The sequence below is a fragment of the Pseudomonas viridiflava genome, assembly GCF_001642795.1.
Classification (GTDB): Bacteria; Pseudomonadota; Gammaproteobacteria; order Pseudomonadales; family Pseudomonadaceae; genus Aquipseudomonas; species Aquipseudomonas viridiflava.
Genome location: NZ_LKEH01000024.1, coordinates 47657 through 73043 on the forward strand (window position 1 = coordinate 47657; position 25387 = coordinate 73043).

Consider the following 25387-nt stretch of genomic DNA (forward strand, 5'->3'; position numbering starts at 1 on the left):
AGGATTCAAGTAAAAAGTCGTCACGACTTTTCATGTTTGACTAAAATAATTCTCAAAACAGACGGGTTGATAAGTACCGCAAACTTCCAAGCTATGGCAAACATTACAAAGTGTCGAAATTGGTGGCTTGAAAGTTTGTGCGGTTATCAATGGGCTGTTTCAGGCGAGCTAATTAGCTTTGCGTGATCGTGTCAATATACGGCCGCTGTCAAGTAGGGCTTTTCTGAAAAATTAGATGCTTCCTACAACCGATATTCGGAACTGTTTACTTGGCGGGCATCAACTGTCCTACCACAGGAAACTTTTAAATGAACGCTGTGGCTGAACCGGTTTTTTCAGGAAGGCAGGTGCATGAAAGCGTTTGGGGGGCTGTGTGGAAACGCATGCCGCCATGTGACAGAACGTCGTTGGCACGGACCCATTCTTTAGATGAGTTGCCACCGGCGTATCGCAGAAAACCAGTGAAGATCCTGATCGAACAATCTTTTTTGAAATGTAAAACGCAAAAAGGCAGCACGTGTGAAGTGCTGCCTTTGGGAAGGGCGCTGTAGGATCAGGCCCTGGTTCGCTCCAGAAATTGCTTCGTCCGTTCCTGCTTCGGGTTGGCAAAAAGCTCTTTTGCGTCGCCCTGTTCCACGATCACGCCCTTGTCGATGAAGATCACCCGGTTGGCGACATCACGGGCAAAACTCATCTCGTGAGTGACGATCACCATGGTGCGCTTTTCTTCGGCCAGGGCGCGGATGGTGGTCAGCACTTCGCCCACCAGTTCGGGGTCCAGCGCCGAGGTCGGTTCGTCGAACAGAATCACCTGCGGTTCCATCGCCAGCGCGCGAGCAATTGCCACGCGCTGTTGCTGGCCGCCTGACAGCCTGCGAGGGTAGGCATCTTCCTTGCCCGCCAGGCCGACCTTGGCCAACAGCGTCCTGCCCAGCGTCATTGCGCTTTCACGCTCGACCTTCTTGACCACCACCGGACCTTCGATGACGTTCTCCAGTGCGGTGCGGTGCGGAAACAGATTGAAGTTCTGGAACACGAACCCGACCTGTTGGCGCAACTGCCGGATAAGGCCCTGCTGCTGGCTGACGGGGCGGCTGCCATCAATGGTGATGTCCCCGACGGTGATACTGCCGCTGGTGGGTGTTTCCAGCAGATTAAGGCATCGCAGCAAGGTGGTCTTGCCCGAGCCGCTCGGCCCGATGATGGCCACTACCTCGCCGGCCTCGACACGCAGGTCGATGCCTTTGAGCACCTGATTGCCCTTGAATTCCTTGGTGAGTTTTTCAACCACGATCATGCGTCAGGACTCCAGATCATGCCGGTTGACCCGCGCTTCGAGCTTGTTTTGCAAGTGCGAAAGCACCGTGGCAAGGATCCAGTAGATCAGTGCGGCGGCCAGGTACATGGTGAAGATTTCGAAGGTGCGTGCGGTGATCAACTGCGCCTGGCGGAACAGCTCCGGCACCTGAATGGTTGCAGCCAGCGCCGTGTCCTTGACCAGCGAAATGAAGCTGTTGCCCAGTGGTGGCAAGGCCGTGCGCGCTGCCTGCGGCAGAATCGCCCGGCGCAGGGTCTGCCAGCGGGTCATGCCGATACTGGCCGCCGCTTCCCACTGACCACGTTCCACGGCGCCGATGGCCGCACGCAGAATCTCACAGGCATAGGCACCCATGTTCAGCGAGAAGCCGATCAGCGCAGCCGTCAGAGGATCCAGCTCGATGCCCAGTTCCGGCAGGCCGTAATAGATCATGAACAGCTGCACCAGCAGCGGCGTGCCGCGGAAGAACGACACGTATATACGTGCAATCCAGCTCAGCAACTTGAAGCTCGACAGACGCATCAGTGCCAGGCCGAAGCCCAGCACCAGTCCGAAGAACATGCCGCCCAGGCTGAGGAAAACGGTGTAATACGCGCCCTTGAGCAGAAAGGGCGCGGAGTCCAGCGCGAGCTTCAGGCTCTCTTCGATCATTTGGTCACGTCAGCCTGGAAGTACTTTTGCGACAGCTTGGCCAGGGTGCCGTCGGCACGCAGTTTGTCGAGGGCCTTGTCGATGGCTTCCAGCAGTTCCGGCTCGCCCTTGCGCAATGCGATGCCCGACTCCTGGCGGGAGAAGGGAGCGCCAGCGACGACCATGGCGCCCTTGGTCTTTGAGACCATTTCCAATGCCGCGAGACGGTCAACCAGAATCGCGTCGATGCGGCCCGATTTCAGGTCCTGAAACTTGGTAGGGTCATCGTCATAGGTCCTGATGTCCGCGCCTTTGACGTTTTCCTTCAACCATTGCTCATAGTTGGTACCCAGGCCAACCCCGACCTTCTTGCCCTTGAGATCGTCAGCCGTTTTGACGGTGTCTTTATTCTTCTTCAGGGTCAGCGCCTGAATACCGGAAAGGGTGTAAGGCTCGGAGAAGTCGTACTTTTTCTTGCGCTCATCGGAGATGGTGACCTGGTTGATCACCACGTCGAGACGCTTGGAGTCCAGGGCTGCCAGGATGCCGTCCCATTTGCTCGGCTGAATCTTCGCCTTGACGCCCAGTTCCTTGGCCAGCGCCTCGGAGAGTTCGACTTCGAAGCCGGTCAGCTTGCCGTTCTCGTCCACGAAACTGAACGGCGGGTAAGTGCCTTCCAGGCCCACATTCAGGGTGCCGCTATCCTTGATTTTCTGCAGTTGCTCGCCTGCCATGGCGTGTCCAGCAATACCGGTGCCGAGCATCAGGCTCAGTGCCGAGAAGAGAAACGTGCGACGAATAGCGGAAATGTTCATGCGAGCCTCTTGTTTTGTGTGAAGTGTCGGCCCTGTTTCGGGCCTGACGGACGCGTCTGGGTGCTGGAATTCAGCGTTGTTTTTCAGTGGGTTACGCGACAGGTTGAGCGTGCCGGGCGCCACTATAAGGCCATCCGGTTATGAACAAAAATAACTAAAAAGACGCTCGTCTTTCATTTTGGACATAACCCTGATCACTGCCTGCCGGATCAGCTGGAAAATACATCCGGGTAAGCGAACAGCGCAGGCGCGCCGCCGGTGTGCAGGAAAATCAGCGGGCCGTCGTTGAATCGCTGACGTCCGATACCATCCAGCAGCCCTGCCATCGCCTTGCCGGTGTAAACCGGGTCAAGCAGCAGACCCTCGTGACCCGCAACAAGTTTGATCGCCGAGAGTGTTCCGGCATTCGGCTCGCCATAGCGCGGTGCGAAATACTCGTCCCACAGCTCGACCTTGAAGCCTTGCGGCATCGGGATTTCCAGTAATTCTGCGGTGCGCTCGGCCAGGCCCTGAACCTTGGGAAACTGCGCTTCTTCACTGCGCGAGACGGTCACGCCGATGACGGGCAGATCCGGTAATTCGCTGGCCAGCGCCAGCGCGAGACCGCTGTGGGTGCCAGCGCTGCCCGAGGGCAGTACCACGGCGGCGAAGTCGATGCCGGTCTGTTTGATCTGCTCGGCCAGTTCCAGCCCGGCGCGCACGTAGCCCAGCGCGCCGACCGGACTCGAGCCGCCGATAGGCACCAGATAAGGCTTCTTGCCGTTGCTGCGCAGACGAGCGGTCAGTGCGTGCAGTTGTTCGTCGGCGTTGTCGAGGTTCTCGACCAGCTCGACTTTGGCGTCGAACAGTTCCAGCAGCAGGCGGTTGCCGTTGTGCAGGTAGTTGCTGTCGTCGGTGCCGATGGGGTTTTCCAGCAGTGCGACGCAGCCCAGACCCATACGAGCGGCCAGCGCTGCGGTCTGGCGTACGTGGTTGGACTGGATCGCACCGGCCGTGATCAGGGTGTCGGCGCCCTGTGCCAGCGCATCGGCCGCCAGGTATTCAAGCTTGCGCACTTTGTTGCCGCCCAGCGCCAGGGTCGTGGTGTCATCACGTTTGACGTAGATGTCGCGGCCAGCCCATGTCGACAGACGGTCGAGCTTCTCAAGGGCGGTGGGCGCGCTGATCAAGTCCAGGCGATTGAAACGGGCAAGCTGATTTTTGATCATGGAGATAAATGAGCCGTGTAGAGAGTCAGCGGGACTTTAGTCAGCGGACTATAGGCAGACGTTTCCCACACGGCAACCCATCGGTGTTTATGCTTCGCTCAGCCATTTCGTACAAAAATTGTTATTTTTTCCACTTGAATGTTTGCCGTAGAGTGAGCGCAGCAGCGCCCGATACGGTCGGGTCGCCAATCGTCATGACCAAGGAGAGTTCAGCGTGAGCGATATTCCAGAAGCATCCGCCGACGGCCGTTCCAGCCATTGGCAGTTGCAGCGTATCGTCAGCCAGTTACGCACGGCGCGTGAGGACTGGCGCACGCGCAACCGCCGCGTGAGTGGCGAGCATGGTGGTCGCGAGCTGCCGTCGCGTGCGGCCATGGGCGAAATTCTCGAGGCCCTGAGCGGCGCGCTGTTTCCGATGCGGCTGGGTCCTGTCGACCTGCGCGAGGAGAGCGAGGATTTCTATGTTGGCCATACACTCGACGTCGCGCTCAATGCTTTGCTGGCGCAGGCGCGGCTTGAGCTGCGTTACGTGGCCCATCAGCAGGGCAGGGAACTGGCCGGGATCGACGAGCATGCGCTGACGCTGATTCAGGATTTCGCCACGGCCCTGCCGGGTATTCGTCAGTTGCTCGACACGGACGTGCTGGCGGCCTATCACGGTGACCCGGCGGCACGCAGTGTCGATGAAGTGCTGCTGTGCTATCCGGGCATTCTGGCGGTGATCCACCACCGGCTTGCCCACCACCTGTACCGCGCAGGTCTGCCGCTGCTGGCGCGCATCAGCTCGGAGCTGGCCCACTCGGCGACCGGCATCGACATTCACCCCGGCGCGCAGATCGGTCCGAGTTTCTTCATCGACCACGGCACAGGCGTCGTCATCGGCGAGACTGCCATCATTGGTGAGCGAGTGCGGATTTATCAGGCTGTCACGCTGGGCGCCAAGCGCTTCCCGGCGGATGAAGACGGCCAGTTGCAGAAGGGCCACGCGCGCCACCCGATCGTGGAAGACGACGTGGTGATCTACGCCGGTGCGACCATCCTGGGCCGCATCACCATTGGTCAGGGCTCGACCATCGGCGGCAACGTCTGGCTGACCCGCAGCGTTCCGGCAGGCTGCAACCTGACCCAGGCCAACCTGCTGCAGCAGGATGACGGGACGCAGAAGTAGGGTTTTGTAGCACGTCCGCCTTAACACTGATCGTGCCCATCGCTCCGCGTGGGCATGCCTCCCGTGACGCTCCGCGTCACAAATGGCACAGATNNNGAGCCGAGCGCATGACGTGGNNNATAACGCTGGAGCTTGGGCGCGCATCTGCGCCACATTCAAGAGCGGACGCGGAGCGTCCTGGGCGGCGTTACCACGCAGAGCGTGGGAACGATCATCAACGATGAGTGCTCCGCATGGGCATGCAGCCTGTGACCCCCCGCGTCACTCTCCCGACTGACGCGTAAATGCGTCCTGCATACACATCCCGCACCCGGGAACGAACCCTCTCCTGCACACGTCCTACCCAGGTCTGAGCCAGTAATCACAGCCCCGCGATTCGTAATCACGGGGCCTTTCGTGTTTAAATTGAACGTTCATTCAAGTTAAACCGGTGGTTCGCTGCCCGCTCACAACAGGAGGCTAACCCTTGCCGTATGCGTTTTTTGTAATGGTTTCAATCAGTCCGGAGGCATGCAGTCGATGAGTACTCCGAGTACGCAACCCAGCGGTACGGTCCGCATGAACGCTCCAGTGTTTTACTTCGCTGCGAGCTTTATTCTGATCTTCGGCGTCATCGTGATCGCCTTCCCGCAAGCCGCCGGTGCGTGGCTGCTGGCAGCGCAGAACTGGGCGGCCAACACGGTCGGCTGGTACTACATGCTGGTCATGACGCTGTATCTGGTCTTCGTGGTGGTCACCGCCGTATCTGGCTACGGCAAGATCAAGCTCGGTGCCGACCACGACGAGCCCGAATTCAGTTACCTGTCCTGGGCCGGCATGCTGTTCGCGGCCGGGATCAGCATCACGCTGTTCTTTTTCTGCGTGTCCGAACCCCTGACTCACCTGTTGCAACCGCCACAGGGCGAGGGTGGCACCACCGAGGCGGCGCGGCAGGGCATGCAGCTGCTGTTCCTGCACTGGGGTCTGCATGGCTGGGGCGTGTTTGCCTTTGTCGGCATGGCGCTGGCGTACTTCGCGTATCGCCACAACCTGCCGCTGGCGCTGCGTTCGGCGCTGTATCCGTTGATCGGCAAGCGCATCAACGGCCCGATCGGTTACGCGGTTGACGGTTTCGGCATCATCGCGACCATCTTCGGCCTTGGCGCCGACATGGGCTTCGGCGTGCTGCACCTCAATTCGGGGCTGGATTACCTGTTCGGCGTCGCACACACCCACTGGATTCAGGTCGGGCTGATCACGCTGATGATGGGCGCGGCGATTCTGGTGGCGATTGCGGGCGTCGACAAAGGCGTGCGCCTGATGTCCGACATCAACATGCTGCTGGCCTGCGCGCTGCTGCTGTTCGTGTTGTTCGCCGGTCCGACTCAGCACTTGCTGAACACCCTGGTGCAGAACATCGGTGACTATCTCGGTGCACTGCCGACCAAGAGTTTCGACGTCTACGCCTACAACGAGCCGAGCGACTGGCTGGGTGGCTGGACGGTGTTCTACTGGGCGTGGTGGATTGCCTGGTCGCCGTTCGTGGGTCTGTTCATTGCGCGCATCTCGCGTGGCCGTACCATCCGCGAATTCGTCTTCGGTGTATTGCTGATCCCGCTGGGCTTCACCCTGGCCTGGATGTCGATCTTCGGCAACAGTGCCATCGATCAGGTGCTCAACCACGGCATGACCGCGCTGGGCCAGTCAGCCATCGACGATCCTTCGATGACGCTGTACCTGCTGCTGGAAACCTACCCGTGGAGCAAGACGGTGATTGCCGTCACGGTGTTCATCAGTTTTGTATTCTTCGTGACCTCGGCCGACTCCGGCACCGTGGTGCTTTCCACACTGTCGGCCAAAGGCGGCAACCCGGACGAGGATGGCCCGAAATGGCTGCGTGTGTTCTGGGGCGTGGCGACCGCGCTGATCACCAGCGGATTGTTGTTCTCGGGCAGTATCGATGCGCTGAAATCAGCGGTGGTGCTGACCTCGCTGCCGTTCTCGCTGATTCTGCTGCTGATGATGTGGGGCCTGCACAAGGCGTTCTTCATGGAGTCCCAGCGCCAGATCGCACAGCTGTATTCGCTGGCCCCAGTGTCGGGTTCGCGACGTGGCGGCTGGCGTCAGCGGCTGAGCCAGGCCGTGCACTATCCGTCGCGAGACGAGGTGTACCGTTTCCTCGACCAGACCGTACGCCCGGCCATCGACGAGGTCACGGCCGTATTTGTCGAGAAAGGCCTGAGCGTGGTCAATATGCCCGATCCTTCCAACGACTCGGTGACGCTGGAAATCGGCCATGGCGAGGAACGTCCGTTCATCTATCAGGTGCAGATGAAAGGGTTCTTCACCCCGTCGTTCGCACGCGGTGGCATGGGCTCCAAACAGTTGAACAACCGTCGCTACTACCGCGCCGAGGTTCACTTGAGTGAAGGCAGCCAGGACTACGATCTGGTGGGTTACACCAAGGAACAGGTGATCAACGACGTGCTCGACCAGTACGAGCGGCACATGCAGTTCCTGCATCTGGTGCGTTGATCGAGCGGGCCTGAAATCCTCAGATGATCGTTCCCATGCTCCGCGTGGGAACGCCTCTCGGGACGCTCCGCGTCCGCGGTCTCAAATCACGTGCTCTCCCGCTCAACCAGCTCGCATGCCAGCAGGTTCAGCCTCTGAATTTCACCCTCGACCGGCAACACGCCCAGGCTCTCCAGCACGCGCTGCGCCGCCAGTACGCCGATCTGCAGGGCGGGTGGTTTGATGGTGGTCAGGCTGGGCATCATCATTTGCGCGAAGGCGTAATCGCCGAAGCCCATCACGGCGCAATCCCTGGGTGTCTGCAGGCCAATACGCTGGCTGGTGAGCAGGCCGCCTGCTGCCAGGTTGTCGTTGGCAAAGAAAATCGCATCAGGCCGAGGATGGTTGTCCATCAGCACATGCATCGCCTGTCTGCCCGCTTCAAACGGCGCAAGCCCTGCATCCGGTACGAACACCCACGGCTTTAGCCCAAGTGCTTCCAGTGTGGCGACACAGCCGTCGCGGCGTTCCTGCGCGCTGAGGTCACCGGCGATGCTGTTCTCCACGAAGGCAATCCGACGGTAGCCCTTGCCGTGCAGATACCGCGCCGCCGTGACGCCGACTTCGTAGTGGGAAAAGCCGATCTGGATCGGGCTGCGTTCGGGCTGATGGTCCCAGGTTTCGATCACCGGGATATCCGCCTGCCCGATCATCTTTTCCGTGGCGTCGCTGTGAAAGCGGCTGGTCAGCACCAGCGCTGCCGGTGACCAGCCCAGAAACGCACGCACGGCGCTTTCTTCCTGTTCCTCCGAATAGTAACTGGAGGCCAGCAGCAACTGGAATCCGTGCTGACTCAGTGTGTCACTGAAGCCCTGAATGGTATCGGCGAAGATCGGCCCGGAGATGTTCGGAATCACCATCGCCACCACCCGGCTGCGCGCCGACGCCAGACCGCCTGCCACCAGATTGGGCACGTAGCCCAGCGCATTGACCGACGCCGCAATGCGCTCGCGCAGTTCCGGGGACACCTGTTCCGGTTGGTTGAAGTAGCGCGAAACGGTGATGGCCGACACGCCAGCCTGTTTGGCCACGGCATTGATCGTCACGCGGCCTGCGCCCCGGCGTTTACGTGTCACGGGTGTTAGATCCGCCATGTTCGTGCGCTTCTTTTAAAATTAAAAAGCATATAAAACTAATTTTTCAGTATTGGACGATCTATCTGTCATTTCCCGATACTGGCGATGTTAGCGCTAACAAAGATGGTTTGTCTGCTACTCGCCACCGCGAATGCCCGGAACCGGTTTGGTTGTAATCAAAGGCGTCAGTGCTTGGGGCACTGTCGGATCAGGGCATATTTCAGGCAGGCACGCAGATGCACACAGCACATGGGGATGGGGTCAAACACACACGGCTGGCGCAGGCCATCGATCAGGCCCATGCGGCGCGGGGGCGTCGTTGCGGCTGGCTGCTGATGGGGTTGACGGCGTTGCCGATGGTGCCGGTCATGGCGGCCGATACGGTAGAGCAGGCCGCCGATACGCCGACACTCGAATCGGTCACCGTAACCGCCACGCGCCGTGAAGAATCGCTGCAGAAAGTACCCGTCGCCGTGTCGGTGATTCAGGGCGAGCAACTGGAGCGCGACAACCGCAACGGCGTCGCCAGTATCGTGCAGCAGGTGCCCTCGTTGAATTTCAGGACCGGCGCGTCGAACAAGGACACCTCGCTGTTCGTCCGTGGCGTTGGCACCATCTCTACTTCGCCGGGCGTCGAGCCGACCGTCGCGACAGTCATCGACGGCGTGGTCTATGCCCGTCCAGGCCAGGCCACACTCGATCTGCTGGACCTGGAGCGCATTGAAGTTCTGCGCGGTCCGCAAGGCACGCTGTTCGGCAAGAATGCGTCGGCCGGGGTGCTCAATGTGACCACCAAGGCGCCGACCGAAGAGACCCACGGCTACATCGATCAGTCCTACTACAGCGGCAATGAAAGCCGCACGCGCTTCGGCATCGGCGGCAGCCTGATCCCTGACACGTTCAAAGGCTCGATCACCACGCTGTTCGGCAGCTACGACGGCAACGTCGACAATAAGCTCAACGGCCATGAGGTCAACGGCTACAACCGCAAGGGCGCGCGGGGCAAGCTGGAGTTCACGCCCAACGACGACATCACCTTCACCCTCGCGGCCGACTACATGCAGTCCCACGACGACGCGCCCAATGGCGTGGTGACCCAATCGCTCACGCCAGCGTTCACCAGCGCGCTGTCGCCGGTGCGTGCCGACAGCGACAACCGCAACGTGATCAGCGATTACCGCAGCCATGTCGAGGACACCAACAAAGGCCTGTCCGGGCAACTGGACTGGCAACTGGGTGACTACACCCTGACGTCGATCACCGCCTGGCGCGGCTGGGACAACACGCAGTATCAGGACGGCGACCGTTTGGGCACCGTCACCGCGGCGTTCCCCGGCACCGAAGACAAGGGTGATCTTGAGTTCAACCAGTACTCACAGGAACTGCGCCTGGCTTCGCCCAAAGGCCAGTTCATCGAATACGTCGGTGGCCTGTTCTACATGCACGGCAAGAGCGACGAGACCTATCAGCGTACGTTGGTCACACCGACGCGCCGCGATCAGGGCGTTGCCGATTACACCACGACCAATGAAAGCTATTCGGTGTTCGGCGAAACCACGTTCAATTTCACCCCGGACTTCCGGGCGATTGCCGGACTGCGCTGGACGCACGACGATCTTGAGTACGATCACCGCCGCGTCTCGACCTCGGCCACCACGGTCAGCGGCATTCAGCCGGCGACCAGCAGTTCCGGTTCGGTCAACGAAGAGGGCAAGTCGGGCCGTCTGGGGCTGCAATACGATCTGAGTGACAGCGTGACCAGCTACATCACCTATTCGCGCGGCTACAAAGGCCCGGCCTACAACGTGTTCTTCAACATGCAGCCGCGTGACACAGAAGCCTTGAAACCCGAGACCTCCAATACGTGGGAAATCGGTATCAAGGCCACCACCTGGAACAATCGCCTGACCACCAACCTGGCGGTGTTCCACAGCGATTACGACAACTACCAGGCCAACTTTTTCGACAGCGTTGCCGGGCAGGTCGTGACCCGACTGATCAACGCGGGCAGCGTCAGCACTGAAGGCGTCGAGCTGGATTACGCCTTGCAGGCCACGCGCAATCTGAAGTTCTCCGGTGCGCTGTCCTATACCCGGGCACGCATCGACACCTTCGCCTGCCCGGCCGGTGCCGCTGCGTCCTGCAATGTCGATGGCAAGACCCTGCCGTATAGCCCGGACTGGAAGAGCTACGTCCGCGCCGACTACACCATCCCGCTGGACAACGGCCTGGATATCGAACTGGGCACCGATTACAGCTGGCAGAGCGAAGTGCAGTACGACATCAGCCAGAACCCGGACACCAAACAAGGCGCCTTCGGCATCTGGAACGCCAGCGTCGCGATGGCCGATTACAACAGCGGCTGGCGTGTGGCGCTGCTGGGCAAGAACCTGGCGGACAAATCCTATGCACCGATGCTCGCCACGGGCGGCAACTATGTGTATCGCTCGGTGCCGCGTGATGACGAGCGTTATTTCGGCGTGCAGGTGCGCAAGGATTTCTAAGCGGGCAACCGCAATGAAGGGAGACAGGTATGAGCACAACGGCTCGACAGATGAAACTGGGCGCTTTCCTGATGGCCACCGGGCACCATGTGGCGGCCTGGCGACACCCGGACGTGCCCGCCAACGCGGGGCTGGATTTCAAGCACTACCGGCATCTGGCTCAGGTGGCTGAAGCGGCGAAATTCGATGCGCTGTTCGTGGCTGACAGTGTCGCTGCCGCCACGGGCGACATCGCCAGCCGCATGGCGCGTTCCGATCATTTCGAACCGCTGACGCTGCTGTCGGCGCTGAGCGCGGTGACCAATCACATCGGCCTGATTGCCACCGCGACCACCACCTACAACGAGCCCTACCACGTGGCCCGCAAGTTCGCCTCGCTGGACCATCTGTCGGGTGGGCGAGCGGGGTGGAATCTGGTGACGTCCGATGCGGCGGCTGAAGCGCAGAACTTCGGTCGCAGTGAACACGTTGGTCATGCTGAACGTTACAGCCGCGCCCGAGAGTTTCATGAAGTCGTGACCGGGCTGTGGAACAGTTGGGCAGACGATGCGTTCACCCGTGACAAGGCCTGCGGTCAGTATTACGACCCAGCCAAAGTGCAGGAGCTGAATCATCAGGGCGAACACTTCAGCGTCAAAGGCCCACTCAACGTGGCGCGCTCGCCGCAAGGCCAGCCGGTCGTCGTGCAGGCCGGTTCATCGGAGGTCGGTCGCGATCTGGCGGCGCAAACGGCCGAGGTGGTGTTCACCGCACAGACGTCACTGGCCAGCGCGCAGGCGTTTTATGCCGACATCAAGGGCCGTCTGGCAGCGTATGGGCGTAGCGCCGATTCGCTGAAGATCATGCCCGGCGTGTTGATCGTCGTGGCCGAGAGCGAAGTGCTGGCCAGGGAAAAATTCGAGTCGTTTCAGGACTTGGTGGAGCCCGAGGTCGGCGTTGCTCTGCTGGGGCGGATGCTGGGCAATTTCGACTTGTCCGGTTACCCGCTGGACGGGCCGTTGCCGGAACTGCCGCTGACCGACAGCGGGCAGCGCAGCCGTCAGAAGCTGCTCACCGAACTGGCCGAGCGGGAACACCTTAACCTCACGCAGTTGGGCCGTCGCATTGCCGGTGGGCGAGGGCATTACAGCCTGATCGGCACGCCTGAACAGGTCGCTGATGAACTGCAATGCTGGTTTGAGCAAGGCGCTGCGGATGGCTTCAATGTGCTGGTGCCGCACCTGCCCGGCGGGCTTGAAGACGTCGCGCGGTTGCTGGTGCCCGAGTTGCAGCGTCGCGGCCTGTTCCGCACTGAATACGAAGGCACCACCTTGCGCGAAAACCTCGGCCTGCAGCGCTCGATAAATCGAATTTGATCGTTCCGATGCTGGGCGTGGGAACAATCATTGGTAAAGGAAAACCTCATGAAACCATTTGCATTCATCGCCGCCATTCTCGCGTTCATCGGCCTGTTAAACACCGCTTCAGCCAGCGAACCCGACACCCTGCGCATCGGCCTTCAGAAAGGCTCGATCACCCTGGTCCTCGCCAAGGAGCATGGCCTGTTGGAGAAGCGATTCCCACACACACAAATCAAGTGGATCGAATTCCCGGCCGGGCCGCAGATGCTGGAAGCCTTGAACATTGGCAGTCTCGACATTGCCTCGACCGGTGATATTCCGCCGATCTTCGCTCAGGTCGCGGGTGCCGATCTGGTCTACATCGGCGCCGAGCCCGCCAAGCCCCAGGCCGAAACCATTCTGGTGCGCAACGAAAGCCCGCTGCACAGCGTGGCCGATCTGAAAGGGCGCAAGGTCGCATTTCAGAAAGGCTCCAGCGCGCACAACGTGGTGCTACGCGTGCTGAACAAGGCAGGGCTGACCTTCAAGGACATTCAGCCAATCTACCTGACCCCGGCCGACGCCCGCGCGGCGTTTGAAAACGGCAGTGTCGATGCCTGGGCCATCTGGGATCCGTACTATTCCATCGCACTCAACGAAGGCCACAGTCGGCTGCTGGCGAATGGTGAGGGGCTGGGATTGTCCGGTCCGTTCTACACCGCACGCCGCGGTTTCGCTGACAATAACGGGGCTTTCGTGCAGAGCGTGCTCGACGAATTGACCGCCGCCGATGCGCTGACCCGCTCGCAACGCGCCGAGAGCATTCAGATTCTGGTGCGCAGCATGGGCTTGTCCGAAGCGGTCATCACTCAGTATCTTGACCATCGCCCGGCCTCACCGAGCCTGCCGATCACGCCAGAGATCGTCCGTGCGCAACAGGCGACCGCCGATCTGTTTTTCGACAACCACCTGGTGCCCAAGCGGGTCGATATCCAGCAGGCCGTGTGGAACAGGCCTTGAGTATCCCCCTGACAAGAGAGGATTCAATGACGTATATCGCTGCCGAACATCGCTACAACGACATGCCTTATCGCCGTACCGGTCGCAGCGGGCTGGTCCTGCCAGCGCTGTCGCTGGGCCTGTGGCACAACTTCGGTGACAGCACGCCCATCGACACCCAGCGCGCCATGCTGCGCACCGCGTTCGATCTGGGCATCAACCATTTCGACCTGGCCAACAACTACGGCCCCCCGTACGGCAGTGCCGAGATCAACTTCGGTCGCCTGCTGCGTGAGGACTTCAAGCAGTACCGCGATGAGCTGATCATCTCCAGCAAGGCGGGTTGGGACATGTGGCCGGGGCCTTACGGGCAGGGCGGCGGTTCGCGCAAATACGTGCTGGCCAGCCTTGATCAGAGCCTGCAGCGCATGGGCCTGGATTACGTCGACATTTTCTATTCGCACCGCTTCGACCCGGACACACCACTGGAAGAAACCGCCAGCGCACTGGCTACTGCCGTACAGCAGGGCAAGGCGCTGTACATCGGCATCTCTTCCTATTCCGGGGCCAAGACCCGCGAGATCGCTGCGTTGCTCAAAGAGTGGAAAGTGCCGCTGCTGATCCATCAACCGGCCTACAACCTGCTCAACCGCTGGGTCGAGAAAGACTTGCTCGATGCGACTGAAGAGCTGGGCGCAGGCGTGATTGCCTTTACTGCGCTGGCGCAGGGTCTGCTGTCGGACAAGTACCTGAACGGTGTGCCCAAGGATGCGCGGGTCAATCGTCCGGGCGGCGGTTCGTTGCAGGCTTCGCACCTGTCCGAGCAGAACATCGCTCACGTGCGTGCCTTGAATGAAATCGCCCAGCGTCGTGGCCAGAGCCTGGCACAAATGGCGTTGGCCTGGACGCTGCGCGATCCACGTGTGACATCAGCGCTGATTGGCGCCAGCCGTCCCGAGCAGATCGTCGAGAACGTCGGCGCCTTGAAAAACCTGTCGTTCAGTCAGGAAGAACTGACCGAGATCGACAGCTTTGCGGTAGAAGGCGGGATCAATCTGTGGGAGAAACCTTCTCTGGCTGAGTGATCCAGTCGAGGGCGGACGCAGAGCGTCCTGAGCGGCGTTACCATGCTGGGAACGATCATTGACCCGATAGACACCGATCATGCCCATGCTCCGCGCTCATCGTCCGCCTTAACACTGATCGTGCCCATCGCGTGGGAACGATCATTATCGTGTTCCTCCGAAGACTTGTGCATAACGCCGAGTGCTGACCCTTGCGGCTACATGCCCACGGGTACCGTGGGCACTATCAGCCTCCAGATCGGCGTTATCAGCCTTCCTCACCCTCGTCTTCATCCCCACCATCGACCTTCATGCCCAACTCTTTGATCTTGCGGGTCAGGGTGTTTCGGCCCCAACCCAGCAGCACGGCGGCATCGCGACGGCGGCCTGCCGTATGCTTGAGGGCGGTTTCGATCATGATGCGTTCGAAGGTCGGCACGGCGCTGTCCAGCAGGCTCGACTGACCGCGTGACAGGGCCTGATCGGCCCACTGACGCAGTGCCTGCTCCCAGTTTGTGACCGGCGCAGCATCCTGCGGCAGGCTGAGCAGTTCTGGCGGCAGGTCGCTGATGTGCACTTCACGGCCCGAGGCCATGACCGTGATCCAGCGGCAGGTGTTTTCCAGCTGACGCACGTTACCCGGCCAGGGCAGATGCTTGAGGTATTCCTCGGTCTCGGCCTTGAGCAGTTTCGGCTCGACCGCCAGTTCCTGCGCGGCACGGCTCAGGAAGTGACGGGCGAGTGTCGGGATGTCTTCGCGACGGTCCGACATGCGCGGAATGTGAATACGGATCACGTTCAGGCGGTGGAACAAGTCCTCGCGGAACTTGCCGGCCTGCACGAGGGTTTCCAGATTCTGGTGGGTCGCAGCGATGATGCGCACATCGACCTTGACCGGCGTATGACCCCCGACCCGATAGAACTCGCCGTCTGCCAGAACACGCAACAGTCGCGTCTGGGTGTCGGCAGGCATGTCGCCGATTTCGTCGAGAAACAACGTGCCGCCGTCAGCCTGCTCGAAGCGGCCGCGACGCAGGTTGGCGGCACCGGTGAAGGCGCCTTTCTCGTGACCGAACAGCTCGGACTCCATCAGGTCCTTGGGGATCGCCGCCATGTTCAGCGCAATGAACGGTGACGCCGAACGCGGGCTGTGACGGTGCAGGGCGTGGGCGACCAGCTCTTTACCGGTACCCGATTCGCCATTGATCAATACGGTGATGTTGGAGTGGCTCAAACGCCCGATGGCGCGAAACACTTCTTGCATCGCAGGCGCTTCGCCGATGATCTCGGGGGTGCGGGTCAACGTGGGCGCGACATCCAGACCCTGCTGTTCCTGAGCGTGCTGGTTGGCACGCTTGACCAGCGAAACGGCTTCATCGACGTCGAACGGCTTGGGCAGGTATTCGAACGCACCGCCCTGATACGACGCTACGGCGCTGTCCAGGTCCGAATGGGCGGTCATGATGATGACCGGTAGGCGTGGATGCTGTTCGCGAATTCGCGCCAGCAGGTCCAGGCCGCTGGCACCCGGCATGCGGATGTCGGAAATGATCACGTCCGGTTGCTGACGCGCCAGGCGACTCATCACCCCATCGGCGCTGTCGAAGCTCTGCGTGGTCATGCCTTCCTGTTGCAAGGCCTTTTCCAGTACCCAGCGAATGGAACGATCGTCGTCTACGATCCAGACAGTTTCACTACGGCTCATGTCGAAGCTGCTCCTTGTTCCAGCGGCAGGAAGATCGAGAATGTGGTGTGGCCGGGATGGCTGTCACACTCGATAAGCCCCTGGTGCTGGCTGATGATGTTCTGGGTAATGGCCAGACCGAGCCCTGTGCCATCCGGGCGGCCACTGACCATGGGGTAGAAAATGGTTTCCTGAAGCTCGGCCGGGATGCCCGGACCGTTGTCGATGATCTCGATCTTGCTCACCAGCCTGTGGCGCACGTGGCCGATGGTGAACTGGCGCATGGCACGGGTACGCAGGGTGATGCGGCCCAGGCGCAATTCGTTCTGACCGCTGATGGCCTGCATGGCATTGCGCACGATATTGAGCACGGCCTGAATCATCTGCTCGCGGTCGATCAAGACATCCGGAATGCTCGGGTCATAGTCGCGCACCAGCGTGATGCAGCCCTGGCTTTCGGCTTCGACCAGACTGCACACCCGCTCGAGCACTTCATGCACGTTGGTCATCGCCAGCGAAGGCAGTTTGTTGGAGCCCAACATCCGGTCAACGAGATTACGCAGGCGGTCGGCTTCTTCGATGATGACGTTGGTGTAGTCCTTGAGGCTTTCTTCAGGCAGTTCGCGGGCCAGCAGTTGCGCGGCGCCGCGAATCCCGCCCAGCGGATTCTTTATTTCGTGAGCCAGGCCGCGCACCAGCATCTTGGTGGTTTCCTGCTTGGACAACTGGGCCTCTTCCTTGGTGATACGCAGCAGGCGGTCACGAGGGTGGACTTCAAGCAGCAGCAGGGTTTCGCCCTTGCTCAGAATCGGGGTCACGGCGTAGTCGACGGTCAGGGTCTGGCCGGTCAGCGCGGTGAGCATGGCTTCACGTTTGGTGAAAGGGTGGGCCTGTTCGACTGCCTGGCGAAGTGAACTCAGCGCTTCGGCCGATTCGGTGAACAGCTCGCTGATGAATTGCCCATGGCTGCGCTGCCCACTGATGGCGAGCAGCATTTCCGCCGCCGGGTTCATGTACTCGAGACGCAGGTCGGCGTTGAGCAGAATGGTGGCAGTGGTCAGGTTATCCAGTAACAGTCTGTGCAGCGCGTCGCTGATAGTCATGAATCGTGTTGACCTCTTTTGGCACATGGCAATCGCGCTATGCGGGTGCTGACAGGTCCTTGTCAGCACGGGCAGAGCCACCCATATGGTGCTTGACGGGGTGCTATGCCGGTGAAGTTGCAAAAACCAAACCAAGGCTCCGAAAAGAAGCGTTTTCTCTGCAAAACAGGTGCTTTTTTCGAACGCGTGCCCGCATACGGCGCTACTTGAGGGTGATTTCTGAACCAAAGTGGGCTGTATTGTTGCGTGGATGCCAGATTTGCGCACCAAAAAGGTGCGTTGAGATATGTCATCTTCTTTCATGCATCTAGAACTGAATCTGCGCTGAAATCCGCTTCTGCCCGCAGGGCGTAGGAGTTCTCGCAGGTTACGACGGCAGCGATGGGCTGCGCAGCGGCCCCGAGGTATATCTGACACACCGCGTGTGCAGGTTTTGCTGCCGGTTCCCGGCAGATCGCCGACAAGCCGCCTCCCACGGTCCGGTGTTTGCTGCGCGACAGCGCTACGTCGAAGACGAGATAGCTTCAGAGGAACGGCAGAATACTGCTTTCCGGTTCGGGCTTGTCCTTGATCGGGCACTCCGGGCGAACACCGTATTCCTCAGTCTTGCACGGGTTGACCGCACGCTTCTGCGCAAGGGAAATGCGCTTCAAGTGAAAGGACTGGTTGGGCGTCTTTTCCAGTACCCGTCCCAATTGGTCGAATATCTCGACAGAGATCTGATGCGTGCCCCGGTCAATATTGCTCAGTGGAAACACTGGGCTGCGTCCCGGCTGGCCGACGGCAACTCCGTCCAGCAACAGGCGATAACTGTGGCCTGGCTGTAATACCGGATCGCTGGTCACCGTCACGATCAGGTCGCCGCTGGGGCTGCTGATCGCGGCATCCGGTTCAGGCACAAGCACTCGCAACAGCTGATAGTGGAAGATCGCTGGCGGCTTGCTTTCGACGGGTTTGCTCTTGAGGGTCCGGGTGGGCGGCGTGCCGGTCATGTTGTTGCTGGGCGGGATGTCGACGCGCTTGGCGTTCTTGCGCGGCTGGTCGGTAAAGACTCGATTACCGTTGGCATCTATATAGGTGTAAACGTCCGCCAGCGCGGGCAGCGCGTAGAGCAATAACAGCGTCAGCAGCAGGTTGCGCACGTTCATGGCTTGCCGAGGTGAACGCGTTGCACGGTCAGGGTGATGGTCTCGCTTTGCTGGATGATGCGTTCGCCGTCCTTCACCACCACTGCGAAGCTGTGCTCGCCACGATCAATGTTCATGACCTGAAAGCGCGGAAGGTTGGTGGCTTGGCCATACAGGTTGCCGTCCAGCAGCAGCTGCAGACGATGGGCCTGCTGCAGACGCGGCTGAATTTTCACACCGATGATGAACGAGCCGTTGTTGGCGCGCAGTGCCTCGTCGGTCGGCAGGTCGGAGAGTTCGAGCGTGCTGTAGGCGTCTTGAGACTGTGCCTGCGTTTGAGTCTGCGGCTCGACTGCTTGCGGCGCGGTGTTGAGGACCGGTCGGGAGGGACGGGATTCCACGCTGTTGAGCGGCGGCAGTTCGACGACCTCGGTCTTGACGCCATTGGGTGGCTCATTACTGAACGCCGTATTGCCATTCGCATCGGTGTACTTATAGATCTGCGCTACGGCAGGCAGGCTGATCAATAGGAACAGGCAGATGAGGCTTTGACGCATGGGGAGCTCGACAGCGAAGGGCAAAGGTCACCAGCATAGAACACTTCGCCCTGTGTCGTGCAGACAGGCTTACAGTTTTGGTGCGCACAGATCCGCAGTGGCCAGCACCAGCGCCTGATCATGGATCGGGTCGCTCAGGTGGCGCTTGAGTGCGGCGTCCAGCAGCGTCTGACAATCGGCAGAGGCGCGAACCGGCTGGAAGTCGGCGTAGGCTTTCAACAACTCGGTCTGCAGGCGATCCAGTTTTGGACGGATGTCATCGACCAGGCTCAGACGTACCGTGTCGGGCGCCTTGCCTGCCGCGTGCCATTGGGCAAGCAGGGCGTTCTGCACGCGCTTGTTGGCTTCGATCTGGGCACGGAACAGCCGCTGGACATCCTCCGGGTTCAGCTTGAACTCGGCGGCACGTGCCTGGGCAGCGGTGATCACCTGTTGTTCGCGGGGCGGGTCTTCGACGGCCTTGCCACTGTCCCATTTGCTGAGGGCCACCTGATCGGCAATCGTCAGGCGCTCGCTGATGGCCTGCAGCAACGGTTCAAGGGCGGAAGGTTTCTGCTCGGCGGCGAAGATAAAGCCTGAGGACAGACAGGTCAGGGTCAGTAACGAGCTGGCGAGAAGCATGCGCATGGGGCGCTCCATCGTGGGAAAGGATGAAGAGTTAACGCCACGTCGCGGTTCGGGGCCAGTGCCTTCGAGTGAATAAAGATTCATGAATTGTCCGACAATTGATATTGCGCAAAAAAAAGACCTCCCGAAGGAGGTCTTTTGTTACGCCATCAACGTCAGGCCATCAACGTTGGTGCAACTGGATCAGCAGCTGTAGTACAGCTCGTATTCCAGTGGGTGTACGAAGGTGCGGACCTTGATTTCTTCTTCGCTTTTCAGCTCGATGTAGGCATCGATGAAGTCGTCGCTGAATACGCCGCCCTTGGTCAGGAAGGCACGGCCCTTGTCCAGTTCTTCCAGGGCTTCTTTCAGGCTGCCACAAACCTGTGGAATCTCTTTGGCCTCTTCAGGCGGCAGGTCATACAGGTTCTTGTCAGCTGCGTCGCCAGGGTGGATCTTATTCTGGATGCCGTCCAGGCCAGCCATCAACAGTGCAGCGAACGCCAGGTACGGGTTGGCTGCCGGATCCGGGAAGCGTGCTTCGATACGACGGCCGCGTGGGCTGGAGACGTAAGGAATACGGATGGACGCGGAGCGGTTACGTGCCGAGTAGGCCAGCATGACCGGTGCTTCGAAACCCGGGACCAGACGCTTGTAGGAGTTGGTCGACGGGTTGGTGAAGCCGTTCAGTGCCTTGCCGTGCTTGATGATACCGCCGATGAAGAACAGGGCAGTGTCGGACAGACCGGCATAGCCTTCGCCTGCGAAGGTGTTCTTGCCATCTTTGGAGATGGACATGTGCACGTGCATACCCGAACCGTTGTCGCCATACAGAGGCTTCGGCATGAAGGTAGCGGTACGGCCGTAGGCGTCGGCAACGTTGTGTACGCAGTATTTGAGGGTCTGAACTTCGTCAGCCTTCTTGACCAGCGTGTTGAATTTCACGCCGATTTCGTTCTGGCCGGCAGTGGCAACTTCGTGGTGGTGTACTTCCACGATCTGGCCCATTTCTTCCAGGGCGTTGCACATTGCGGTACGGATTTCGTGGTCGTGGTCGACCGGTGGAACCGGGAAGTAGCCACCCTTGACGCCAGGACGGTGGCCCTTGTTGCCGCCGTCGATGTCGCCGTCGGTCATCCAGGAAGCCTGTTCGGAGAAGATCTTGAACATGGAACCGGAGATGTCGGACTTGAACTTCACTTCGTCGAAGACGAAGAATTCCGGCTCGGGGCCTACGAATACGGTGTCACCGATACCGGTGGACTTCAGGTATTCCTCGGCGCGGTGGGCGATGGCGCGCGGGTCGCGATCGTAGCCTTGCATGGTCGAAGGTTCGATGATGTCGCAGACCAGAATGATGGTCGGCTCTTCGGTGAACGGGTCGAGAACGGCAGTCTCGTCGTCCGGCAGCAGGATCATGTCGGAGGCTTCGATGCCTTTCCAGCCAGCGATGGAGGAACCGTCGAACATTTTGCCGACTTCAAAGAAGTCGTCTTCCAGCGCATCGCGCGCAGGCATCGTGACGTGCTGCTGCTTGCCCTTGGTGTCTGTGAAGCGCAGATCAATCCACTTAACGTCATGATCTTTGATGAGTTGAACCGACTTCGACATGGTGTCCTCCGGGTGGCTAGGGACCGCCTTATAGTTTTGGGCCCCTTGAATTTGGGTGATGCCGGCGCGAATACTCTGCCAAGGCAACCTGCCTCACAAGGGAGCAATTTGCATGCCAGTGCCCCGTGTTGGGTTTTTTGCCTCAATCCGAGGCTTTCAGGGCGTTAAATGAGGATTCTCGGAAAAATCACGCACCTTTATGGCGCTGGCAATTGAAGCGCCGACCCTTTTTGGTGCGTAGATGATTGGCTGTACGATAACTGGTTAAACCGTGAGCAATTTCCGCTATAATCCGCGCCCCCCTTTTTTGGTCGGCACCTCACGCACCGTTTCCATGAAACTAATCGTTAAAGTTTTCCCAGAAATCACCATCAAAAGCCCGCCGGTTCGCAAGAAGTTCATCCGGCAGCTGGGCAAGAACATTCGTACCGTGCTCCGGGAACTGGACGCGGACATTGTTGTGGGTGGCGTATGGGACAACCTTGAGGTGGAGACCCGGCTGACCGACCCCAAAGTGCTGCAGGGCATTACCGAGCGCCTGAGTTGCATGCCTGGCATCGCCAACTTTCTGCAGGTGGCCGAGTACCCGCTGGGCGACATGGATGACATCGTTGCCAAGTGCAAGGCGCACTACGCCGACCTGCTGCCGGGCAAGATGTTTGCCGTGCGTTGCAAACGTGCCGGACGACACGATTTCAGCTCCATGGATGTCGAGAAATACGTCGGCAGCCAGTTGCGTCAGCAGTGCGGCGCGGCCGGAATCGAGCTGAAAAAACCCGATCTGGTGGTCAGAATGGAAATTCGCGACCAACGGTTGTTTGTCGTTCATGACCAGCACAAAGGCCTGGGCGGTTATCCACTCGGCGCGCTGGAGCAGACGCTGGTATTGATGTCCGGCGGTTTCGATTCGACCGTTGCGGCCTACCAGATCATGCGCCGCGGGCTTATGGCCCATTTCTGCTTCTTCAATCTGGGCGGTCGTGCCCACGAACTGGGCGTGATGGAAGTCGCTCATTTCATCTGGAAGAAGTACGGCAGCTCCCAGCGAGTGCTGTTCGTGAGCGTGCCTTTCGAGGAAGTTCTCGGAGAAATTCTGCAGAAAGTCGATAACAGTCATATGGGTGTAGTTTTGAAGCGTATGATGTTACGCGCTGCTTCATCCGTGGCTGATCGTCTCGAAATCGATGTGCTGGTCACGGGCGAGGCGATTTCACAGGTGTCAAGCCAGACGCTGCCCAACCTGTCGCTGATCGATTCGGCGACCGACAAGCTGGTGTTGCGGCCTCTGGTGGCCAGCCACAAGCAGGACATCGTGGATCAGGCGACGGAGATCGGTACGGCCGACTTCGCCCGACACATGCCTGAATATTGCGGGGTGATCTCGGTCAACCCCAAGACCAACGCCAAGCGGAATCGCGTTGAGTACGAAGAAAAACAGTTCGACATGGCGATTCTCGAGCAGGCGCTCGAGCGCGCAAAGCTGGTTTCGATTGATCGCGTCATCGACGATCTGAGCCGCAATGTCGATATAGAAGAAGTCAGCCAGGCGCTGGCCGGTCAGGTCGTCATCGACATCCGTCACCCGGATGCGCAGGAAGACCAGCCGCTGCAGGTGCCGGGCATAGAAGTACAAACGCTGCCGTTCTATGCACTGAACAGCCGTTTCAAGGAACTGGATAACACGCGCCAGTACCTGTTGTATTGCGACAAAGGCGTCATGAGTCGCCTGCATGCTCACCATTTGCTCAGTGAGGGGCATGCCAATGTGCGCGTTTATCGACCGAGCTAAGTGCCCGGGGCTGTTTGCCTGTGGCTTGCGTCACCGGCCCCCCGACACCAGTCGCCAAGCCGTAACGGCTTTTGCCGACTAGTAACTGTTAATCGCCGGCGTTAAACCGTCAGCAGACCGAATCCTCTGATCGAGATACACAAGTGATCGAAAATCTACGCAACATCGCCATCATCGCCCACGTTGACCATGGTAAGACCACCCTGGTAGACAAACTCCTGCGTCAATCCGGCACTCTGGAGCGCAACGAGCTCAACGACGAGCGCGTGATGGACTCCAACGACCAGGAAAAAGAGCGCGGTATTACCATTCTCGCGAAGAACACCGCGATCAACTGGAACGGCTTCCACATCAACATCGTGGACACCCCGGGCCACGCCGACTTCGGTGGTGAAGTAGAGCGCGTGATGTCGATGGTCGACTCCGTGCTGCTGCTGGTCGATGCTCAGGACGGCCCTATGCCGCAGACCCGTTTCGTGACCAAGAAGGCTTTCGAAGCCGGCCTGCGTCCAATCGTGGTCATCAACAAGGTTGACCGTCCAGGCGCGCGTCCGGACTGGGTTCTGGACCAGATCTTCGACCTGTTCGACAACCTGGGTGCCACCGAAGAACAGCTGGACTTCAAAGTCGTCTACGCCTCGGCCCTGAACGGTATTGCCGGTCTGGACCATACCGACATGGCTGAAGACATGACCCCGCTGTACCAGTCGATCGTCGACAACGTACCGGCTCCAAAGGTTGACCGTGACGGTCCGTTCCAGATGCAGATCTCCGCACTGGACTACAACAGCTTCCTGGGCGTCATCGGTGTTGGCCGTATCGCACGTGGTCGCGTCAAGCCGAACACGCCGGTCGTGGCTATCGACGCCACTGGCAAGAAGCGTAACGGTCGTATCCTGAAGCTGATGGGTCACCACGGTCTGCACCGCGTTGACGTTGAAGAAGCAGCGGCCGGCGACATCGTCTGCATCAGCGGTATGGACGAGCTGTTCATCTCCGACACCCTGTGCGACCCGCTGAACGTTGAAGCGATGAAGCCGTTGACCGTCGACGAGCCAACCGTTTCCATGACCTTCCAGGTAAACGACTCGCCGTTCTGCGGTAAAGAAGGCAAGTTCGTGACCTCCCGTAACATCAAGGAGCGTCTGGACAAGGAGCTGCTGTACAACGTTGCTCTGCGCGTTGAAGAAGGCGACTCGGCTGACAAGTTCAAGGTTTCCGGCCGTGGTGAGCTGCACCTCTCGGTACTGATCGAAACCATGCGTCGCGAAGGCTTCGAAATGGGCGTTGGTCGTCCGGAAGTGATCATCCGCGTCGTTGACGGCAACAAGCAGGAACCGTTCGAAAACGTCACCATCGACACCCCGGAAGAATCCCAAGGCAAGGTGATGGAAGAGATGGGTCTGCGTAAGGGCGACCTGACCAACATGGTGCCGGATGGCAAAGGCCGTGTTCGTCTGGAATACAACATCCCTGCTCGTGGTCTGATCGGTTTCCGTAACCAGTTCCTGACCCTGACCAACGGTGCTGGCATCCTGACCTCGATCTTCGATCGCTACGACACCATGAAGTCCGGCCAGATGTCCGGCCGTCAGAACGGTGTTCTGGTCTCGGTTGAAACCGGCAAGGCGCTGACCTACTCCCTGGAAACCCTCCAGGCGCGTGGCAAGCTGTTCGTTGAGCACGGTCAAGAGATCTACAACGGTCAGATCGTTGGTCTGAACAGCCGTGACACCGACATGGGCGTCAACCCAACCAAAGGCAAGAAGCTCGACAACATGCGTGCTTCGGGTAAAGACGAAACCATCGCTCTGGTTCCACCTGTTCGCTTCACCCTGGAACAGGCTCTGGAATTCATCCAGGACGACGAGCTGTGCGAAGTTACGCCTAAGTCGATCCGTCTTCGCAAGAAGATCCTGGACGAAGGCGAGCGTACCCGCGCTGCCAAGAAAGCCAAGGCTTGATACTTAGCCCTCGCTGAACGAAAACGCCCCCGGTCGAAAGGCCGGGGGCGTTTTTGTTTGTGTGGGTTTTATGAAAGCCTGGCCCCGTGCGGCACATGGGAGAGCGGACGCGGAGCGTCCCAGGATGCATTCCCACGCGAGCGCTCATCGTTATACACAAGTCATCTGGCGATCCAGTGAGACAGCGCACTGCCGTGCTTTTTTGCGCGATAGTGCGGACGCCGCCGATTGCGACGTGGGTGAAGGCTGAGTCCTGGCGCTGATTCGGGGGGCAATCGGCATGGATGCCGAT

At 59.7% G+C, this 25387-nt stretch carries 19 protein-coding genes; 8 read left to right on the forward strand and 11 right to left on the reverse strand.

Annotated elements, in window-relative coordinates; translation table 11 throughout:
- Nucleotides 1-553: 553 nt before the first annotated feature.
- The 4 genes from tcyN to AO065_RS10420 form a co-directional block, all read right to left on the reverse strand.
- Nucleotides 554-1297 (reverse strand): L-cystine ABC transporter ATP-binding protein TcyN, encoded by a 744-nt coding sequence (gene tcyN, locus AO065_RS10405; protein WP_004882749.1) that lies wholly within the window; start codon nt 1295-1297, stop codon nt 554-556.
- A 3-nt stretch (nt 1298-1300) separates the two neighbouring features.
- A complete protein-coding gene (gene tcyL / locus AO065_RS10410; protein ID WP_004882748.1) occupies nt 1301-1969 on the reverse strand; it encodes a cystine ABC transporter permease in 669 nt (222 codons plus the stop codon).
- The gene (gene tcyJ / locus AO065_RS10415; protein WP_004882747.1) at nt 1966-2763 is read right to left on the reverse strand and encodes a cystine ABC transporter substrate-binding protein; all 798 of its coding nucleotides are present in this window, start codon (nt 2761-2763) and stop codon (nt 1966-1968) included. Before tcyJ ends, tcyL begins: the two co-directional genes overlap by 4 nt.
- A 209-nt stretch (nt 2764-2972) precedes the next feature.
- Complete coding sequence (locus tag AO065_RS10420) at nt 2973-3971, reverse strand: D-cysteine desulfhydrase (protein WP_004882746.1); 999 nt, start codon at nt 3969-3971, stop codon at nt 2973-2975.
- A gap of 214 nt (nt 3972-4185) precedes the next feature.
- Between AO065_RS10420 and epsC the strand changes: the two genes are divergently transcribed.
- Both epsC and betT read left to right on the forward strand, forming a co-directional pair.
- Entirely contained in the window at nt 4186-5139 is a 954-nt protein-coding gene (epsC, locus tag AO065_RS10425) for a serine O-acetyltransferase EpsC (RefSeq protein ID WP_004882745.1), read from the forward strand.
- A 558-nt stretch (nt 5140-5697) separates the two neighbouring features.
- The gene (gene betT / locus AO065_RS10430; protein ID WP_162234374.1) at nt 5698-7653 is read left to right on the forward strand and encodes a choline transporter BetT; all 1956 of its coding nucleotides are present in this window, start codon (nt 5698-5700) and stop codon (nt 7651-7653) included.
- 86 nt (nt 7654-7739) lie between these two features.
- Here betT and AO065_RS10435 read toward each other — a convergent pair whose 3' ends face one another.
- On the reverse strand, nt 7740-8786 hold the full coding sequence (locus AO065_RS10435; RefSeq protein WP_004882740.1) for a LacI family DNA-binding transcriptional regulator: 1047 nt from the start codon (nt 8784-8786) through the stop codon (nt 7740-7742).
- A gap of 218 nt (nt 8787-9004) precedes the next feature.
- Here AO065_RS10435 and AO065_RS10440 point away from each other — a divergent pair, with 218 nt between their 5' ends.
- From AO065_RS10440 to mgrA, 4 genes are read left to right on the forward strand one after another with little or no spacing between them, the layout of a single operon-like run.
- Nucleotides 9005-11272 carry a TonB-dependent receptor gene (locus AO065_RS10440; RefSeq protein WP_004882739.1) on the forward strand — a complete coding sequence of 756 codons (2268 nt, stop codon included), beginning with the start codon at nt 9005-9007 and terminating at the stop codon, nt 11270-11272.
- A gap of 29 nt (nt 11273-11301) precedes the next feature.
- Nucleotides 11302-12627, forward strand: coding sequence for an LLM class flavin-dependent oxidoreductase (locus AO065_RS10445; RefSeq protein ID WP_004882736.1), 1326 nt, complete (start codon nt 11302-11304; stop codon nt 12625-12627).
- 48 nt (nt 12628-12675) lie between these two features.
- The gene (locus AO065_RS10450; protein ID WP_004882733.1) at nt 12676-13611 is read left to right on the forward strand and encodes a sulfonate ABC transporter substrate-binding protein; all 936 of its coding nucleotides are present in this window, start codon (nt 12676-12678) and stop codon (nt 13609-13611) included.
- 26 nt (nt 13612-13637) lie between these two features.
- Nucleotides 13638-14675 (forward strand): L-glyceraldehyde 3-phosphate reductase, encoded by a 1038-nt coding sequence (gene mgrA, locus AO065_RS10455; RefSeq protein WP_004882731.1) that lies wholly within the window; start codon nt 13638-13640, stop codon nt 14673-14675.
- 247 nt (nt 14676-14922) lie between these two features.
- Here the strand turns inward: mgrA and ntrC are convergent, their stop codons facing one another.
- The 6 genes from ntrC to glnA all read right to left on the reverse strand — a co-directional run bounded on the left by ntrC (nt 14923) and on the right by glnA (nt 21342).
- Entirely contained in the window at nt 14923-16359 is a 1437-nt protein-coding gene (ntrC, locus tag AO065_RS10460; protein ID WP_004882730.1) for a nitrogen regulation protein NR(I), read from the reverse strand.
- Complete coding sequence (gene glnL, locus AO065_RS10465; RefSeq protein ID WP_004882729.1) at nt 16356-17441, reverse strand: nitrogen regulation protein NR(II); 1086 nt, start codon at nt 17439-17441, stop codon at nt 16356-16358. Before glnL ends, ntrC begins: the two co-directional genes overlap by 4 nt.
- Before the next feature lie 524 nt (nt 17442-17965).
- Nucleotides 17966-18589, reverse strand: a complete 624-nt coding sequence (locus AO065_RS10470; RefSeq protein ID WP_004882727.1) for a DUF4124 domain-containing protein — start codon at nt 18587-18589, stop codon at nt 17966-17968.
- Nucleotides 18586-19125, reverse strand: coding sequence for a DUF4124 domain-containing protein (locus tag AO065_RS10475; RefSeq protein WP_004882726.1), 540 nt, complete (start codon nt 19123-19125; stop codon nt 18586-18588). The genes AO065_RS10470 and AO065_RS10475 overlap by 4 nt, the downstream gene beginning before the upstream one ends.
- Nucleotides 19126-19194: 69 nt before the next feature.
- Nucleotides 19195-19752 carry a chorismate mutase gene (locus AO065_RS10480; RefSeq protein WP_004882725.1) on the reverse strand — a complete coding sequence of 186 codons (558 nt, stop codon included), beginning with the start codon at nt 19750-19752 and terminating at the stop codon, nt 19195-19197.
- A 183-nt stretch (nt 19753-19935) separates the two neighbouring features.
- Nucleotides 19936-21342: a glutamate--ammonia ligase gene (gene glnA, locus AO065_RS10485; protein ID WP_004882724.1), complete on the reverse strand. Its 1407-nt coding sequence runs from the start codon at nt 21340-21342 to the stop codon at nt 19936-19938.
- A 334-nt stretch (nt 21343-21676) separates the two neighbouring features.
- Between glnA and thiI the strand changes: the two genes are divergently transcribed.
- Both thiI and typA read left to right on the forward strand, forming a co-directional pair.
- Complete coding sequence (gene thiI, locus AO065_RS10490) at nt 21677-23131, forward strand: tRNA uracil 4-sulfurtransferase ThiI (protein WP_004882723.1); 1455 nt, start codon at nt 21677-21679, stop codon at nt 23129-23131.
- Nucleotides 23132-23274: 143 nt separating this feature from the next.
- Nucleotides 23275-25095: a translational GTPase TypA gene (gene typA / locus AO065_RS10495; protein WP_004882722.1), complete on the forward strand. Its 1821-nt coding sequence runs from the start codon at nt 23275-23277 to the stop codon at nt 25093-25095.
- The last annotated feature ends 292 nt before the right edge of the window (nt 25096-25387 follow it).

Excerpts from the sequence above, each read along its gene's own strand:
- tcyN (WP_004882749.1), bottom strand. The coding sequence starts at position 1,297 with ATGATCGTGGTTGAAAAACTCACCAAGGAATTCAAGGGCAATCAGGTG.
- tcyL (WP_004882748.1), bottom strand. The coding sequence starts at position 1,969 with ATGATCGAAGAGAGCCTGAAGCTCGCGCTGGACTCCGCGCCCTTTCTG.
- tcyJ (WP_004882747.1), bottom strand. The coding sequence starts at position 2,763 with ATGAACATTTCCGCTATTCGTCGCACGTTTCTCTTCTCGGCACTGAGC.
- AO065_RS10420 (WP_004882746.1), bottom strand. The coding sequence starts at position 3,971 with ATGATCAAAAATCAGCTTGCCCGTTTCAATCGCCTGGACTTGATCAGC.
- betT (WP_162234374.1), top strand. The coding sequence starts at position 5,698 with ATGAACGCTCCAGTGTTTTACTTCGCTGCGAGCTTTATTCTGATCTTC.
- AO065_RS10435 (WP_004882740.1), bottom strand. The coding sequence starts at position 8,786 with ATGGCGGATCTAACACCCGTGACACGTAAACGCCGGGGCGCAGGCCGC.
- AO065_RS10440 (WP_004882739.1), top strand. The coding sequence starts at position 9,005 with ATGCACACAGCACATGGGGATGGGGTCAAACACACACGGCTGGCGCAG.
- AO065_RS10445 (WP_004882736.1), top strand. The coding sequence starts at position 11,302 with ATGAGCACAACGGCTCGACAGATGAAACTGGGCGCTTTCCTGATGGCC.
- AO065_RS10450 (WP_004882733.1), top strand. The coding sequence starts at position 12,676 with ATGAAACCATTTGCATTCATCGCCGCCATTCTCGCGTTCATCGGCCTG.
- mgrA (WP_004882731.1), top strand. The coding sequence starts at position 13,638 with ATGACGTATATCGCTGCCGAACATCGCTACAACGACATGCCTTATCGC.
- ntrC (WP_004882730.1), bottom strand. The coding sequence starts at position 16,359 with ATGAGCCGTAGTGAAACTGTCTGGATCGTAGACGACGATCGTTCCATT.
- glnL (WP_004882729.1), bottom strand. The coding sequence starts at position 17,441 with ATGACTATCAGCGACGCGCTGCACAGACTGTTACTGGATAACCTGACC.
- AO065_RS10470 (WP_004882727.1), bottom strand. The coding sequence starts at position 18,589 with ATGAACGTGCGCAACCTGCTGCTGACGCTGTTATTGCTCTACGCGCTG.
- AO065_RS10475 (WP_004882726.1), bottom strand. The coding sequence starts at position 19,125 with ATGCGTCAAAGCCTCATCTGCCTGTTCCTATTGATCAGCCTGCCTGCC.
- AO065_RS10480 (WP_004882725.1), bottom strand. The coding sequence starts at position 19,752 with ATGCGCATGCTTCTCGCCAGCTCGTTACTGACCCTGACCTGTCTGTCC.
- glnA (WP_004882724.1), bottom strand. The coding sequence starts at position 21,342 with ATGTCGAAGTCGGTTCAACTCATCAAAGATCATGACGTTAAGTGGATT.
- thiI (WP_004882723.1), top strand. The coding sequence starts at position 21,677 with ATGAAACTAATCGTTAAAGTTTTCCCAGAAATCACCATCAAAAGCCCG.